This is a genomic window from Pseudideonella sakaiensis, assembly GCF_048320135.1.
Taxonomy (GTDB): Bacteria; Pseudomonadota; Gammaproteobacteria; order Burkholderiales; family Burkholderiaceae_C; genus Ideonella_A; species Ideonella_A sakaiensis_A.
Genome location: NZ_CP182947.1, coordinates 2,272,671 through 2,285,978 on the forward strand (window position 1 = coordinate 2,272,671; position 13,308 = coordinate 2,285,978).

At 64.7% G+C, this 13,308-nt stretch carries 16 protein-coding genes and 4 tRNA genes; 1 reads left to right on the top strand and 19 read right to left on the bottom strand.

What is annotated here, in order from left to right; translation table 11 throughout:
• Nucleotides 1–111: 111 nt before the first annotated feature.
• The 19 genes from rplL to rpe form a co-directional block, all read right to left on the bottom strand.
• Nucleotides 112–489 carry a 50S ribosomal protein L7/L12 gene (gene rplL, locus ACNH6H_RS10200; RefSeq protein ID WP_418317402.1) on the bottom strand — a complete coding sequence of 126 codons (378 nt, stop codon included), beginning with the start codon at nucleotides 487–489 and terminating at the stop codon, nucleotides 112–114.
• Nucleotides 490–537: 48 nt separating this feature from the next.
• Nucleotides 538–1,077: a 50S ribosomal protein L10 gene (gene rplJ / locus ACNH6H_RS10205; protein ID WP_418317403.1), complete on the bottom strand. Its 540-nt coding sequence runs from the start codon at nucleotides 1,075–1,077 to the stop codon at nucleotides 538–540.
• A gap of 241 nt (nucleotides 1,078–1,318) precedes the next feature.
• On the bottom strand, nucleotides 1,319–2,029 hold the full coding sequence (rplA, locus tag ACNH6H_RS10210) for a 50S ribosomal protein L1 (protein WP_418317405.1): 711 nt from the start codon (nucleotides 2,027–2,029) through the stop codon (nucleotides 1,319–1,321).
• Nucleotides 2,030–2,031: 2 nt separating this feature from the next.
• Complete coding sequence (rplK, locus tag ACNH6H_RS10215; protein WP_418317406.1) at nucleotides 2,032–2,466, bottom strand: 50S ribosomal protein L11; 435 nt, start codon at nucleotides 2,464–2,466, stop codon at nucleotides 2,032–2,034.
• Nucleotides 2,467–2,642: 176 nt separating this feature from the next.
• Nucleotides 2,643–3,194 carry a transcription termination/antitermination protein NusG gene (gene nusG / locus ACNH6H_RS10220; RefSeq protein WP_418321280.1) on the bottom strand — a complete coding sequence of 184 codons (552 nt, stop codon included), beginning with the start codon at nucleotides 3,192–3,194 and terminating at the stop codon, nucleotides 2,643–2,645.
• Between the two features lie 79 nt (nucleotides 3,195–3,273).
• Complete coding sequence (gene secE / locus ACNH6H_RS10225; RefSeq protein ID WP_418317407.1) at nucleotides 3,274–3,657, bottom strand: preprotein translocase subunit SecE; 384 nt, start codon at nucleotides 3,655–3,657, stop codon at nucleotides 3,274–3,276.
• Nucleotides 3,658–3,810: 153 nt separating this feature from the next.
• Nucleotides 3,811–3,886: transfer RNA gene (locus ACNH6H_RS10230), tRNA-Trp, on the bottom strand.
• A 34-nt stretch (nucleotides 3,887–3,920) separates the two neighbouring features.
• Nucleotides 3,921–5,111 (bottom strand): elongation factor Tu, encoded by a 1,191-nt coding sequence (tuf, locus tag ACNH6H_RS10235; protein ID WP_418317390.1) that lies wholly within the window; start codon nucleotides 5,109–5,111, stop codon nucleotides 3,921–3,923.
• A gap of 66 nt (nucleotides 5,112–5,177) precedes the next feature.
• A tRNA-Thr gene (locus ACNH6H_RS10240) sits at nucleotides 5,178–5,252 on the bottom strand.
• 111 nt (nucleotides 5,253–5,363) lie between these two features.
• Nucleotides 5,364–5,437 (bottom strand) — tRNA-Gly (locus ACNH6H_RS10245).
• Between the two features lie 82 nt (nucleotides 5,438–5,519).
• A tRNA-Tyr gene (locus ACNH6H_RS10250) sits at nucleotides 5,520–5,605 on the bottom strand.
• A 13-nt stretch (nucleotides 5,606–5,618) separates the two neighbouring features.
• Entirely contained in the window at nucleotides 5,619–6,194 is a 576-nt protein-coding gene (locus tag ACNH6H_RS10255; protein ID WP_418317408.1) for a hypothetical protein, read from the bottom strand.
• On the bottom strand, nucleotides 6,191–6,979 hold the full coding sequence (trpC, locus tag ACNH6H_RS10260) for an indole-3-glycerol phosphate synthase TrpC (RefSeq protein ID WP_418317409.1): 789 nt from the start codon (nucleotides 6,977–6,979) through the stop codon (nucleotides 6,191–6,193). Before trpC ends, ACNH6H_RS10255 begins: the two co-directional genes overlap by 4 nt.
• Nucleotides 6,976–8,013, bottom strand: coding sequence for an anthranilate phosphoribosyltransferase (gene trpD, locus ACNH6H_RS10265; RefSeq protein WP_418317410.1), 1,038 nt, complete (start codon nucleotides 8,011–8,013; stop codon nucleotides 6,976–6,978). The genes trpC and trpD overlap by 4 nt, the downstream gene beginning before the upstream one ends.
• Before the next feature lie 8 nt (nucleotides 8,014–8,021).
• Complete coding sequence (gene ltaE, locus ACNH6H_RS10270) at nucleotides 8,022–9,035, bottom strand: low-specificity L-threonine aldolase (RefSeq protein WP_418317411.1); 1,014 nt, start codon at nucleotides 9,033–9,035, stop codon at nucleotides 8,022–8,024.
• Entirely contained in the window at nucleotides 9,032–9,625 is a 594-nt protein-coding gene (locus ACNH6H_RS10275) for an anthranilate synthase component II (protein WP_418317412.1), read from the bottom strand. The genes ltaE and ACNH6H_RS10275 overlap by 4 nt, the downstream gene beginning before the upstream one ends.
• 1 nt (nucleotide 9,626) lies before the next feature.
• Nucleotides 9,627–11,111 (bottom strand): anthranilate synthase component I, encoded by a 1,485-nt coding sequence (trpE, locus tag ACNH6H_RS10280; protein ID WP_418317413.1) that lies wholly within the window; start codon nucleotides 11,109–11,111, stop codon nucleotides 9,627–9,629.
• A 294-nt stretch (nucleotides 11,112–11,405) separates the two neighbouring features.
• Nucleotides 11,406–12,107 (bottom strand): phosphoglycolate phosphatase, encoded by a 702-nt coding sequence (locus ACNH6H_RS10285; RefSeq protein ID WP_418317414.1) that lies wholly within the window; start codon nucleotides 12,105–12,107, stop codon nucleotides 11,406–11,408.
• Nucleotides 12,104–12,832, bottom strand: a complete 729-nt coding sequence (rpe, locus tag ACNH6H_RS10290; RefSeq protein ID WP_418317415.1) for a ribulose-phosphate 3-epimerase — start codon at nucleotides 12,830–12,832, stop codon at nucleotides 12,104–12,106. Before rpe ends, ACNH6H_RS10285 begins: the two co-directional genes overlap by 4 nt.
• Nucleotides 12,833–12,910: 78 nt before the next feature.
• Here rpe and apaG point away from each other — a divergent pair, with 78 nt between their 5' ends.
• Nucleotides 12,911–13,285: a Co2+/Mg2+ efflux protein ApaG gene (apaG, locus tag ACNH6H_RS10295; RefSeq protein ID WP_418317416.1), complete on the top strand. Its 375-nt coding sequence runs from the start codon at nucleotides 12,911–12,913 to the stop codon at nucleotides 13,283–13,285.
• Nucleotides 13,286–13,308 lie beyond the last annotated feature (23 nt).

Below are 13,308 nucleotides of genomic sequence, written 5' to 3' on the forward strand. Positions count from 1 at the left end.
TGCTCTCCTAGGGTTATCTCTGTAGACAACCCAGGAATTCCGCGCCAAAGCGACGCGAAAAGAACAAAGGGCCAGGAGCCTTTGGCACCCGGCCCGCAACACGGATGTCGCTTACTTGATCTCGGCCTTGGCGCCGGCTTCGACCAGCTTCTTCAGCGCAGCTTCTGCGTCGGCCTTGGCAACGGCTTCCTTCACGTTCTTCGGAGCGCCGTCGACGAGGTCCTTGGCTTCCTTCAGGCCCAGGCCGGTCAGCTCGCGAACCGCCTTGATGACCGACACCTTGTTCGCGCCGGCTTCTTGCAGCACGACGTTGAACTCGGTCTGCTCTTCGGCGACAGCAGCTGCTGCACCACCACCCGCGCCGGCCGGAGCGGCCATTGCAGCGGCGGACACGCCGAATTTCTCTTCAATGGCCTTGACCAGGTCATTGAGTTCCATCACCGACATGCTGTCGAGTGCGCTCAGGAATGCGTCTTTATCGAATGCCATTTTGATTTCCTAACTCTTGAATTGAATAAACGAAGATTGATCGTGCGATCAGGCAGCGGCCGGGGCTTCGGCGGCAGGCGCATCGCCTGCCGGCGCAGCGCCTTCGCCACGCTGTTCAGCCAATGCAGCCAGCACCCGCGCCATGCGCGAGACCGGGCTTTGCATCAGGCCGAGCAGCTGGGACAGCAGCACTTCCTTGCTCGGGATCGCCGCCAGCGCCTTCACGCCGTCAGCATTGAGGGCCTTGCCTGCATAGGCGCCGCCCATCACGATCAGCTTGTCGTTGCCCTTGGCGAAGTCCGACAGGACCTTTGCCGCGGCGACTGCATCTTCGGAAAAACCATAGATCAGCGGGCCGACCATGCTCTCCGAGGCCACCTCGAACGGTGTGCCGGCAACGGCGCGACGAGCCAGCGAATTCTTCAGCACGTGAAGATAAACGCCGCTTTCGCGCGCCGTGCGGCGCAACGTGTCCAGGTGTGCCACGGTGAGGCCACGGTATTCAGCCAGCGCGAGCGTCTGCGAGCGAGCCGCCTGGGCTGCCACATCCGTCACCACGGTCTGCTTTTCGTTGCGGTTGAGACTCAAGGTCTACTCCTCACATCTGTGCGGTTTGGCTTTGCAGCCGCCCCACACGCCACGTTTCAGCGACCATCCGATCCGGAAAATTCAATCCTTCACGGCGGGACCGCCATCTGCGCTGGCGATTAAGCCGACCTTGCGGTCGACACCAGCGGTCTTGGATGACCTGCCGCCTCCGGGGAGGCGACAACCCACCAAACTCTGCAAACGGTCACGGCGCCAGACTCGCGCCGCAACCGGTTTTCAATCAGGCCTGTGCCGACGCGGCATTGATCGACGCGATGTCGACGCGGGCACCGATGCCCATCGTCGACGAGACGGCGACCTTGCGCAGGTAGACACCCTTGCTGGTGGCCGGCTTGGCCTTGTTCAGCGCCTCGATCAGCGCGCGCAGGTTGCCCATCAGCTTGTCGGTCTCGAACGAGCGCAGACCGATCGTGCCGTGCACGATGCCGGCCTTGTCGACACGGAACTGCACCTGGCCGGCCTTGGCGTTTTTCACCGCGGTGGCGACATCGGGCGTCACGGTGCCGACCTTCGGGTTCGGCATCAGGCCGCGCGGGCCGAGAATCTGGCCCAGCGTACCGACGATGCGCATCGTGTCGGGCGACGCGATGACGACGTCGAAGTCCATCTGGCCGGCCTTGATCTTCTCGGCCAGGTCTTCCATGCCGACGATGTCGGCGCCGGCGGCTTTCGCCTCCTCGGCCTTCGCGCCCTGCGCAAAGACGGCGACGCGCTTGGTCTTGCCGGTGCCATTGGGCATCACGACAGCGCCGCGAACCACCTGGTCCGACTTCTTCGCATCGATGCCGAGCTGCACAGCGACGTCGATCGACTCATCGAATTTCGCGGTCGCGCATTCCTTGACGAGCGCGAGCGCGCCGTCGAGCGGGTACAGCTTGGTCGAATCGACCTTGCCGGCGAGTGCCTTCTGGCGTTTGGTCAGTTTGGCCATGATCAGACGACTCCTTCCACGGTGACGCCCATCGAGCGGGCCGAACCGGCGATCGTGCGGACGGCAGCGTCCAGATCGGCCGCGCTCAGGTCCTTCATCTTGGTTTTTGCAATTTCCTCGATCTGCGCACGGGTCATCTTGCCGACCTTCTGCGCATTCGGCTTCGGCGAGCCCTTGTCGAGCTTCAGCGATTTCTTGATCAGCACGGTTGCCGGCGGCGTCTTCAGCACGAAGGTGAAGGACTTGTCCGCAAACGCAGTGATCACCACCGGCAACACGAGGCCGGGCTCCATGCTGGAGGTCTGCGCGTTGAACGCCTTGCAGAACTCCATGATGTTCAGGCCACGCTGGCCGAGTGCCGGGCCGATCGGGGGCGACGGATTGGCTTTGCCTGCAGGGACCTGCAGCTTGATGAAGCCGACTATTTTCTTTGCCATTTCTTACCACTTTCGAATAAGGAACCACTGCCATTGCGGCGACGGTTCCCGAGTGCAAGCGCCGAAGGACTGGTTACCTCGGCTCCTCCTGGGGACGTCACGTCGTCCCCGGCTACGGACCGGTTCGGCCGGCATTGCTGCCGACAACGAGCCCGGTCAGGCTCGTTTTGCTGCCGTCAGACCTTCTCGACCTGCCCGAAATCGAGTTCGACCGGCGTCGCACGGCCGAAAATCGTCACCGAGACACGCACCTTCGACTTGTCGTAGTTGACGTCCTCGACTGCGCCGTTGAAATCGGTGAACGGGCCTTCCTTGACACGGACCATCTCGCCGACCGACCACTCGACCTTCGGCCGCGGCTTCTCGACACCTTCCTGCATCTGGTTGACGATCTTCGCCACTTCTGCTTCGGAAATCGGCGACGGCCGGTTCTTCGCGCCGCCGACAAAGCCGGTGACCTTGCTGGTGTGCTTGACGAGGTGCCAGCTGTCGTCGGCCATCTCCATCTCGACCAGCACATAGCCGGGGAAGAAGCGACGCTCGGTGACCGACTTCTTGCCGTTTTTCAGCTCGACAACTTCTTCCATCGGCACCAGGATGCGGCCGAACTTGTCCTGCATGCCGGAGCGGTCGATGCGCTCGCGCAGATTGCGCTCGACGGCCTTTTCCATGCCGGAGTAGGCATGAACCACATACCAGCGCAGGTTCGGGCGCGACGGCGCGGCCATCGGCGCCGCAGCCTCGCCAGCGGCGTCGCCCGTCACCAGGTTCGCCAGATTTTCATTCGGGTCGCTCATTGGTAGATCCTCAACGCTTCCAACCCAACACCAGGTCGTACAGCACCCATTCCAGCGTCTTGTCGGTCAACCACAGAAACAAGGCCATCACGAATACGAAGGCAAAGACATAACCGGTCATCTGCAGCGCTTCCTTGCGCGTCGGCCAGACGACCTTGCGCACCTCCTTGATGGAGTCGCGCCCATAAGCAACAAGCTGCTTGCCGGGTTCGGAGGTAAAAAAGACAGCGATCGCGACCACCATCAGGCCGAGCAGCGCGAGCACGCGCAGCCAAAGCTCCTGCGTGCCGAGCGCATAAAACGCGACGATCGCGCCGACTGCCAGCACGGCGGCCGCAGCCAGCTTCGCCTTGTCAGCGCCGGTTGTTACGGTTTCGACGGTTGGATTCGACATGCTGTCATTCAGTTCAATTCAGGGCCGCTGGCAGCCGCCGGGTTCGGCAAACTGCAACGGCAAAGCCCGCAAGCACCAAGTGCTGTGCGGGCCGGAGCGAGGATGGAAGTTTTCAGTTTGCCGATTCGGTCCGTTGTAAGTCTTGGCACCGAGTGGCAGGGGCGGAGGGCATCGAACCCCCAACCTCTGGTTTTGGAGACCAGCGCTCTGCCAATTGAGCTACGCCCCTGCAGTCTGAATTCCTCGCTGTCGTCGACCCAAGCTTATTCCATGATCTTCGCGACGACGCCGGCACCAACGGTGCGGCCGCCTTCACGAATCGCGAAACGCAGACCTTCTTCCATCGCGATCGGCGCAATCAGCTTGACCGTGATGCTGACGTTGTCGCCCGGCATCACCATTTCCTTGTCCTTCGGCAGCTCGACCGCACCGGTCACGTCCGTCGTACGGAAATAGAACTGCGGCCGGTAGTTGTTGAAGAACGGCGTGTGACGGCCACCTTCTTCCTTGCTCAGCACGTAGATCTCGGCCGTGAAGTGGGTGTGCGGCTTGACCGAACCCGGCTTGCACAGCACCTGGCCACGCTGCACGTCTTCACGCTTGGTGCCGCGCAGCAGGATACCGACGTTGTCGCCAGCCTGGCCCTGGTCCAGCAGCTTGCGGAACATCTCGACGCCGGTGCAGGTCGTCTTCTGCGTCGGGTTGATGCCGACGATCTCGATTTCCTCGCCGACCTTGATGATGCCGCGCTCGACCCGGCCCGTCACGACGGTGCCGCGACCCGAGATCGAGAAAACGTCCTCGACCGGCATCAGGAATGCGCCGTCAACCGCGCGCTCGGGCGTCGGGATGTAGCTGTCGAGTGCCTCGGCCAGCTTCATGATCGCGCCTTCGCCGAGCTCGCCCTTGTCGCCCTCGATCGCCAGCTTCGCGCTGCCGTGAACGATCGGCGTCGTGTCGCCCGGGAAGTCGTATTTGTCGAGCAGCTCGCGCACTTCCATCTCGACCAGCTCGAGCAGCTCGGCGTCGTCGACCATGTCGCACTTGTTCAGGAACACGATGATGTACGGCACACCGACCTGGCGGGCCAGCAGGATGTGCTCACGCGTCTGCGGCATCGGGCCGTCAGCGGCCGAGCACACCAGGATCGCGCCGTCCATCTGCGCCGCGCCGGTGATCATGTTCTTCACGTAGTCGGCGTGCCCCGGGCAGTCGACGTGTGCATAGTGGCGGTTCGCCGTCTCGTACTCGACGTGTGCGGTATTGATCGTGATGCCGCGCGCCTTCTCTTCCGGCGCCGCGTCGATCTGGTCGTAGCCCTTGGCCTCGCCACCGAACTTCGCCGCCAGGATCGTCGTGATCGCCGCCGTCAGCGTCGTCTTGCCGTGGTCCACGTGACCGATCGTGCCAACGTTCACGTGCGGCTTGGTCCGCTCGAATTTACCTTTTGCCATCTTGTTTTCTCCGTCAAAGAGATGGGTTTGCCGAGCAAACGCGCCATCCTGCTAACAAACGAATCGTGGTGCCCATGGCGCGGATCGAACGCGCGACCTCTCCCTTACCAAGGGAGTGCTCTACCACTGAGCCACATGGGCAGTCAATCTTGCCGGTCGACACAGGCATGGAAACGCGCGTTCACCATGCCTCTGACGACCAACCACTCACTCACACATACCGCACAAACCGACCGACAGCGATCAGAAAACTGGAGCGGGAGACGGGAATCGAACCCGCGTGATCAGCTTGGAAGGCTGGAGTTCTACCATTGAACTACTCCCGCTTTGAAGCCTGCGAGCCCGCCGCGACAGCGAAGCCCGGAAAACCGCCAAAAAACCGCTTGCTGTCTGGATCTTGCCTTTCACTGGTGGAGGAGGTTGGATTCGAACCAACGTAGGCGTAAGCCAACAGATTTACAGTCTGCCCCCTTTAGCCACTCGGGCACCCCTCCGGTGAACCCGGGACTATAACACAGCTGGCGCCGTTTTCCCCGATTGCGGGCCGGCCTCGTTTCCAGCGTCAGCTTCGGCAATCTGCGCGAGCACCAGATCGACCCAGCGGGCGATCCGCTGCGGCGTATCGCTGCCGCCCGGAATCATGTTGACCGAGCGCTGGCTGAGGTGTCGCGCATAGGCAACCCGCAGTTCCGGCCGCCGCAGCGAAATCGCCCGCAGCGCCGCATGCGCCTGCGCGCCACAGGCGACGACGGTCTGCAGCTGCGCGATCTCGGCGGCCAGCCGGTCCAGATTGGCCGGCGCCAGCACTTCGGCCTCGCTCGGCACCGAGCGGCCGGTCAGCGCCGGGTATTCAACCGTCGACCAGGCGTTGGTGACCAGGTAGTCACTGCGCTGCGGCGAGCGGAAGACCTCCGGCGCGCGCCGGTTCAGCTCGACCAGCGCGCGCGCCAGGTTGGCGCCGGTACCTGCCGCACACGGATAACCGCGATTGGCCTCGAACCGCCCCGGGCAGATGAAGACAAAACCGACCGTCGCGCCGGCGCAGGGCTGGCAATGGACCGTCGTCATCGCATCGGCGCTCATCCGAACAGCCGGGCCAGCGCGGCCCCGGGATCATCGGCGCGCATGAAGGCCTCGCCGACCAGAAAGCCGTGGACGCCGGCGGAGCGCATCCGCTCGACGTCCGCCGCATCGAGGATGCCGCTTTCGGTGACCAGCAGCCGGTCGGCTGGAATCGCCGGCAGCAGGCCGAGCGTGGTCGCCAGATCGACCTCGAAACTGCGCAGATTGCGGTTGTTGATGCCGATCAGCGGCGTTTGCAGGCGCAACGCGCGGTCGAGTTCCGCGCCATCGTGCGCCTCGACCAGCACCGCCATGCCGAGTTCGACCGCCTGTGCCTCGAGTTCGGCCATCAAGTCCTGATCGAGGCAGGCGACGATCAGCAGAATGCAGTCGGCACCCATTTCCCGCGCCTCGTAGACCTGGTACGGATCGACCAGAAAATCCTTGCGGATCACCGGCAGCGCGCAGGCCGTGCGGGCCTCCTGCAGGTATTGCGCGCTGCCCTGGAAAAACTGCCGATCGGTCAGCACGCTGAGGCATGCGGCGCCACCACCGGCATAGCTGGCAGCGATATCGGCCGGACGAAAATCGGCGCGCAGCACACCCTTGCTCGGGCTTGCCTTCTTGATTTCGGCAATCACCGCGGCACGCCCGGCGTCGATCTTCGTGCGCATCGCCGCGGCAAAATCACGCACGCCGCCGAGCGCCTCGGCATCGCGGCGCAGCGACGGCAGATCGCGGGCCCGTTTCGCGGCGGCAACCTCGTCGCGCTTGACGGCGACGATCTTCTCGAGGATGTCGCTCACGATTCGGTGGCCAGCGCGCGGGTGCGCTCGACAAACTGGTTCATCCGCGCCTTGGCCGCACCGCTGGCAAGCGTCTCGCTGGCCAGCGCAACGCCGTCGGCCATCGACGGCACGACATTCGCCGCATACAACGCGACACCGGCATTGAGCGCAACGATGTCGCGCGGTGCGCCGGGCTCGTTGTCGAGCACGCCGAGCAGCATCGCCTTCGATTCCTCGGGTGTCTCGACGCGCAGGTTGCGGCTGCTCGACATCGTCAGCCCGAAATCCTCCGGATGGATCTCGTATTCGTTGATCGCTCCGTCCTTGTATTCGCCGACCATCGTCGCGGCACCAAGCGACACCTCGTCCAGCCCGTCGCGGCCATAAACGACCACCGCATGTTCGGCGCCGAGCCGCTGCAGCGCGCGGACCTGGATGCCGACCAGGTCGGGGTGGAAAACGCCCATCAGGATATTCGGCGCGTCGGCCGGATTGGTCAGCGGGCCCAGGATATTGAAGATCGTTCGCACGCCAAGCTCCTTGCGCACCGGGCCGACATTTTTCATCGCCGGATGATGGGCCGGCGCGAACATGAAACCGATGCCGGTATCGGCGATGCAGCGGGCGATCGCCGCAGGCGTCAGGTTCAAGGACACGCCGAGCGACTCGAGCACGTCGGCACTGCCCGATTTGCTCGACACGCTGCGGTTGCCGTGTTTGCTGACCCGGGCGCCGGCCGCGGCGGCAACGAACATGCTGCAGGTCGAGATGTTGAAGGTGTGCGAGCCATCACCGCCGGTGCCGACGATGTCGACCAGATGCTTGCGGTCGGCGACGACGACGCGGGTCGAGAATTCGCGCATCACCTGCGCAGCTGCGGTGATCTCGCCGATCGTCTCCTTCTTGACGCGCAGGCCGATCAGCATCGCGGCCATCATCACCGGCGACATTTCGCCGCTCATGATGCGGCGCACGATCGCCAGCATCTCGTCGTGGAAGATCTCGCGGTGCTCGATGGTGCGCGTCAGCGCTTCGGTATCGGTGATCGGCATGGTGCCTCCTAAAGGTTGCTGCGCAGGATCCGGATGGCCTGCGCGATATCGTCGGCAGAAAGGTCGAGGTGGGTTACCAGCCGCAGCCGGTACAGCCCGGTGCACAACAGGCCGGCAGCGCGCAGCCGCTCGACCGCACCGGCCGCCCGCTCGGGCGTCAGGTCGATGAAGAGCATGTTGGTCTGCGGCGTCTCGACGGCAACGCCATCGAGCCCGTGCAGGCCGTCGGCGAGCAGCCTGGCATGGTGGTGGTCTTCGGCGAGCCGGTCGACATGGTGGTCAAGCGCAAACAGCGCCGCTGCCGCCAGCACGCCGGCCTGGCGCATGCCGCCACCCAGCATCTTGCGCAGCCGCCGGGCGCGCGCGATCAGCTCGGTCGAACCGCACAGCGCCGAGCCGACCGGCGCGCCCAACCCCTTGCTGAAGCAGATCGATACGCTGTCGAACGGCTCGGCCAGCCGCCGCGCCTGCGCCGCGGCATCGCCTGCTGCAGCCACTGCGGCATTGAACAGCCGCGCGCCGTCGAGGTGGGTGGCCAGGCCGCGCCGGTGCGCCAGCTCGCAAGCCTGTTCGACATAGGCCTGCGGCAGTACTTTGCCGCCCCAGGTGTTCTCCAGCGCAAGCAGCCGGGTGCGCGCGAAATGCGAGTCGTCGGGCTTGATCTGCGACTCGATCTCGTCGAGCGACATCGTGCCGTCGGAGCGCTGCGCCAGCGGCTGCGGCTGGATGCTGCCGAGCACCGCCGCACCGCCGGCCTCCCAGCGGTAGCAATGCGCCATCTGCCCAACCAGATATTCGTCGCCACGCTGGCAATGCGCCATCAGCGCACACAGGTTGCTCTGCGTGCCGCTCGGCACGAACAGCGCTGCCTGCTTGCCGAGTAGTGCGGCAATGCGCTGCTGCAGCGCATCAACGGTCGGGTCGTCGCCGAAGACATCGTCACCGACCTCGGCCGCCATCATCGCGTCGCGCATCGCCGGCGTCGGCCGGGTCACGGTATCGCTGCGCAGGTCGATCATCATGCTGCGTGCCGCGACAGCTCGAGAAAATTCTTCAGCATTGCATGGCCATGTTCGGAGAGGATCGATTCCGGATGGAATTGCACGCCTTCGAGCGGCGTTTTCGTCGCCGCCAGCGCACTGTGGCGAACGCCCATGATTTCGCCATCGGCGGTGCTCGAGGTGATTTCGAGCTCGGCCGGCAGGCTCGCCTTGTCGATCGCCAGCGAGTGGTAGCGGATCACGGAAAACCGCTCCGGCAGCCCGCTGTAGACACCCTGGCCGTCGTTCGCGATGTCGCTCGCCTTGCCGTGCATTTGAACCTGCGCGCGCACGATCTTGCCGCCGAGCGCCGCGCCGATCGCCTGGTGGCCGAGGCAGACGCCGAGGATCGGCAGCTTGCCGATGAAGGTCTTGATCGCATCGATGCAGATGCCGGCCTCGGCCGGTGAACACGGGCCCGGCGACAGCACCAGTTGATCGGGCTTCAGCTCCGCGATGCCGTCGAGCGTGATCTCGTCGTTGCGGAAGACGCGCACGTCCTCGCCGAGCTCGCCGAAATATTGCACCAGGTTGAAGGTGAAGCTGTCGTAGTTGTCGATCATCAACAGCATGTCAGAAGCCCTCCTCGACCAGTTCGGCAGCGCGGATAAGCGCACGCGCCTTCGCTTCGGTCTCCTTCCATTCGAGTTCGGGCACCGAATCGGCAACCACGCCGGCGGCCGCCTGCACATACAGCGTCTGATCCTTGACGATGCCGGTGCGGATCGCGATCGCGACGTCCATGTCGCCGGCAAAACTCAGATAGCCGCAGGCGCCGCCGTAGATGCCGCGCTTGACCGGCTCGAGTTCGTCGATGATTTCCATCGCCCGCACCTTCGGCGCGCCACTCAGCGTGCCGGCCGGGAAAGTCGCGCGCAGCACGTCGAGGCTGGTCGTGCCTGGTTTCAGCAGGCCCTCGACATTGCTGACGATGTGCATCACATGCGAATAACGCTCGACCGCAAATGCTTCGGTGACCTTGACGCTGCCGATCTGCGCGATGCGACCGATATCGTTGCGCGCCAGGTCGATCAGCATCAGGTGCTCGGCGCGCTCCTTCGGGTCGGCCGACAGCTCGGTCTCGAGCGCCTTGTCCTGCTCCGGCGTCGCGCCGCGCGGCCGGGTGCCGGCCAGCGGCCGGATCGTCACCTTGTCGCCATCGGGCGTCTGCTCCTGACGGACCAGGATTTCAGGTGAGGCGCCGACGATCTGGAAATCGCCCATGTCGTAGAAATACATGTACGGAGACGGATTCAGCGAACGCAGCGCGCGGTACAGGCTCAGCGGGCTTTCGGTATAGCGCTTCTTCAGCCGCTGGCCGATCTGCACCTGCATCATGTCGCCGGCGGCGATGTACTCCTTCGCTTTCAGCACCGCGGCGATGTAGTCACCCTTTGCAAAATCGCGCTCGACGCCATGCGACTGGCCGCGCCGGACGGCCGGCGCGGTGACGCTGTATTTCAGCTTGTCGCCGAGTTCGGCGAGCCGTCGCTTCGCATTGAAGAAGGCCTCGGGCTGCTGCGGGTCGGCATAGACGATCAGGTACAGCCGGCCCGACAGGTTGTCGATGACCGCCAGTTCCTCGCACTGCAGCAGCATGATGTCCGGCGTATCGATGCCGCCGTCCTTGTGCGTCGCGGCCAGCTTCGGCTCGATGTAGCGTACCGCGTCGTAGCCGAAATAACCGGCCAGCCCGCCGCAGAAACGCGGCATGCCGGGGCGCAACGCAACCTTGAAGCGCGCCTGGTAGCGGGCGATGAAATCGAGCGGGTTGCCCTCGTCGGTCTCGACGACTTGGCCGTCGGTGACGACTTCGGTGCGCATGCCGGTCGACCGCAGCATCGTGCGCGCCGGCAGCCCGATGAAGGAGTAGCGGCCGAAACGTTCGCCGCCGACGACCGATTCGAGCAGAAAGCTGTTTTTTCCTTCGCCGCTGCCGTAGGCGAGCTTCAGATACAGCGACAGCGGCGTTTCCAGATCGGCGAAGGCCTCGGCGATCAGCGGGATGCGGTTGTGGCCTTGTGCGGCCAGGCTCTTGAATTCGAGTTCGGTGATCACGATTGCGGGCCCTCCACGGCCCACCCGCAGCGCAAAGGCGTGCGCGGGAAACAAGTCATCCGGGGTGTTCCAGACGGATCGATGGGCAGGACCCACCGGTGGAGCCGACGGTGCAACGCGATCGATTGGTTCATCACGCGCCCATTGCGGCAAGCAGACATCGGTCAGGCGGACCGGACGCGAACCAGGCGCGCCCGGCGCTCAGGCCGCAGCGAATCGGCGTCGCCAGGGCCAGGCTCCCCGGTCGGCTGACCTGCGAATGTGCTTGCGGGCGGTGAACATCGAAAAAGTGTATCAGGCTGGCCGCTGAGCGCGGCTTGTCACAAGCCGCGGCAGCTGGTCGAGGCGGTCGACGATGCCGTCGCAGTCGACGTCGGCAACCGGCTCGCCATGGTTGTAGCCGTAGGAAACCAGCCAGACCGGGCAGCCGGCGGCGCGGGCGGCGCGTGCATCGTTGCTGCTGTCGCCAATCATCAGTGTCTGCGCGGGGTCGGTCGCCAATGCCTCGCAGGTCTTCAGCAGCGGCAGCGGGTCGGGCTTCTTGCGCGCAAAGGCATCGCCGCCGTTGACCACCTCGAAAAAACCGGCCAGCCCCTTTGCATCGAGCAACTCACGGGCAAAGACACCCGGCTTGTTGGTCAGGCAGGCCAGTTTCCAGCCGCGGTCGCGCAACTGCTCGAGCCCTTCGCGAACACCCGGATAAATCTCCGAATGCCGGCCGTTGATGCGCCGGTAGTGGGCCTGATAGCCGGCCCAGGCGTCGTCGTAGCGGGCGGCGTCGGCGCCGATCGCCTCGAGCACGCGGCGGATCAGGTATTCGGAGCCCTTGCCGACGGTTTGGGTGATGAATGCGCGGTCGATCGCCGGCAGCGCCAGATCGGCAAGCATCGCATTCAGCGCGACATCGAAATCGCCGACCGTATCGACCATCGTGCCGTCGAGGTCGACGATCGCGGCGCGCACGCCGGCGCCATCGTCCTGCGCCAGCGCGCTCACCGCGCGAGCTCCGCGCGCATCGCGGCAATCACCTTCGCATAGTCGGGTTGGCCAAAGATCGCACTGCCGGCGACGAAGGTGTCGGCGCCGGCGTCGGCGATGCGCCGGATGTTGTCGACCTTGACGCCGCCGTCGATTTCGAGCCGGATCTCGCGGCCGGTCGCTGCATGGTGAGCATCGATGCGTTGCCTCACCTGCTCGAGCTTGCGCAGCGCCGCGTCGATGAAGCTCTGCCCGCCGAAGCCAGGGTTGACGCTCATGATCAGCACCAGATCGACCTTGTCGATAACCCAGTCGAGCACATCGAGCGGCGTCGCCGGATTGAAGACCAGGCCGGCCTGGCAGCCTTCGGCCTTGATCACCTGCAGGCTGCGATCGACATGCGCCGACGCCTCCGGATGAAAGCTGACGAGGTCGGCGCCGGCCCGGCAGAACGCCTGCGCGAGCGCATCGACCGGCTGCACCATCAGGTGCACATCGATCGGCACCTTGGCGCCGGCCGATGTCACCGCATGTTTGCGCAAGGCCTCGCAGACCATCGGTCCGAAGGTCAGGTTCGGCACGTAATGGTTGTCCATCACGTCGAAGTGGATCCAGTCGGCACCGGCCGCAATGACATCGCGGACCTCGTCGCCTAGGCGGGCAAAGTCGGCCGACAACAGGCTGGGCGCGATGCGATGGATCGGCGCGGAGGCTGCGCCACGGCTTGAATCGGTGCTGGTCATCGGCGAATTCTAGATTCGAGGTCGGCAACGCGCCGTCGCCCCGCTGCTTGCCCCGGGCGCAGCGCCTAGAATCCGCCGATGGCCAATCCGCAATTTACCTGCACGGTCGCCGTGCGCCATCTGCCCGAGCAGTCCGACCCGGCAGCGCAGCGGTTTGCCTTCGCGTACACGGTGACGATCCGCAACTCCGGCGACGTGACCGCGCAGCTGGTCGCGCGGCACTGGGTCATCACCGATGCACGCAACCATGTCGAGGAGGTGCGCGGGCTGGCGGTGGTGGGTCATCAGCCGGTGCTCAAACCCGGCGAGACCTTCGACTACACCAGCTGGGCGCAGATCGGCACCCCGCAGGGAACGATGCGCGGAACCTTTTTCTGCATGACGGAGGATGCGTGGCCGTTCGACGCCGAAGTGCCCGAATTCGGCCTGACGATCGCATCGGCACTGCATTGAGCGAATTGCGGATGCGGGATTTG

What these genes read in the sequence shown, in the direction of transcription:
- rplL (WP_418317402.1), bottom strand. Translation starts at nt 489, where the DNA reads ATGGCATTCGATAAAGACGCATTCCTGAGCGCACTCGACAGCATGTCG.
- rplA (WP_418317405.1), bottom strand. Translation starts at nt 2,029, where the DNA reads ATGGCCAAACTGACCAAACGCCAGAAGGCACTCGCCGGCAAGGTCGAT.
- rplK (WP_418317406.1), bottom strand. Translation starts at nt 2,466, where the DNA reads ATGGCAAAGAAAATAGTCGGCTTCATCAAGCTGCAGGTCCCTGCAGGC.
- nusG (WP_418321280.1), bottom strand. Translation starts at nt 3,194, where the DNA reads ATGGCCGCGCCGTCGCGCCCGAACCTGCGCTGGTATGTGGTTCATGCC.
- secE (WP_418317407.1), bottom strand. Translation starts at nt 3,657, where the DNA reads ATGTCGAATCCAACCGTCGAAACCGTAACAACCGGCGCTGACAAGGCG.
- tuf (WP_418317390.1), bottom strand. Translation starts at nt 5,111, where the DNA reads ATGGCAAAAGGTAAATTCGAGCGGACCAAGCCGCACGTGAACGTTGGC.
- ACNH6H_RS10255 (WP_418317408.1), bottom strand. Translation starts at nt 6,194, where the DNA reads ATGAGCGCCGATGCGATGACGACGGTCCATTGCCAGCCCTGCGCCGGC.
- trpD (WP_418317410.1), bottom strand. Translation starts at nt 8,013, where the DNA reads ATGCCGATCACCGATACCGAAGCGCTGACGCGCACCATCGAGCACCGC.
- ltaE (WP_418317411.1), bottom strand. Translation starts at nt 9,035, where the DNA reads ATGATGATCGACCTGCGCAGCGATACCGTGACCCGGCCGACGCCGGCG.
- ACNH6H_RS10275 (WP_418317412.1), bottom strand. Translation starts at nt 9,625, where the DNA reads ATGCTGTTGATGATCGACAACTACGACAGCTTCACCTTCAACCTGGTG.
- rpe (WP_418317415.1), bottom strand. Translation starts at nt 12,832, where the DNA reads ATGACCAGCACCGATTCAAGCCGTGGCGCAGCCTCCGCGCCGATCCAT.
- apaG (WP_418317416.1), top strand. Translation starts at nt 12,911, where the DNA reads ATGGCCAATCCGCAATTTACCTGCACGGTCGCCGTGCGCCATCTGCCC.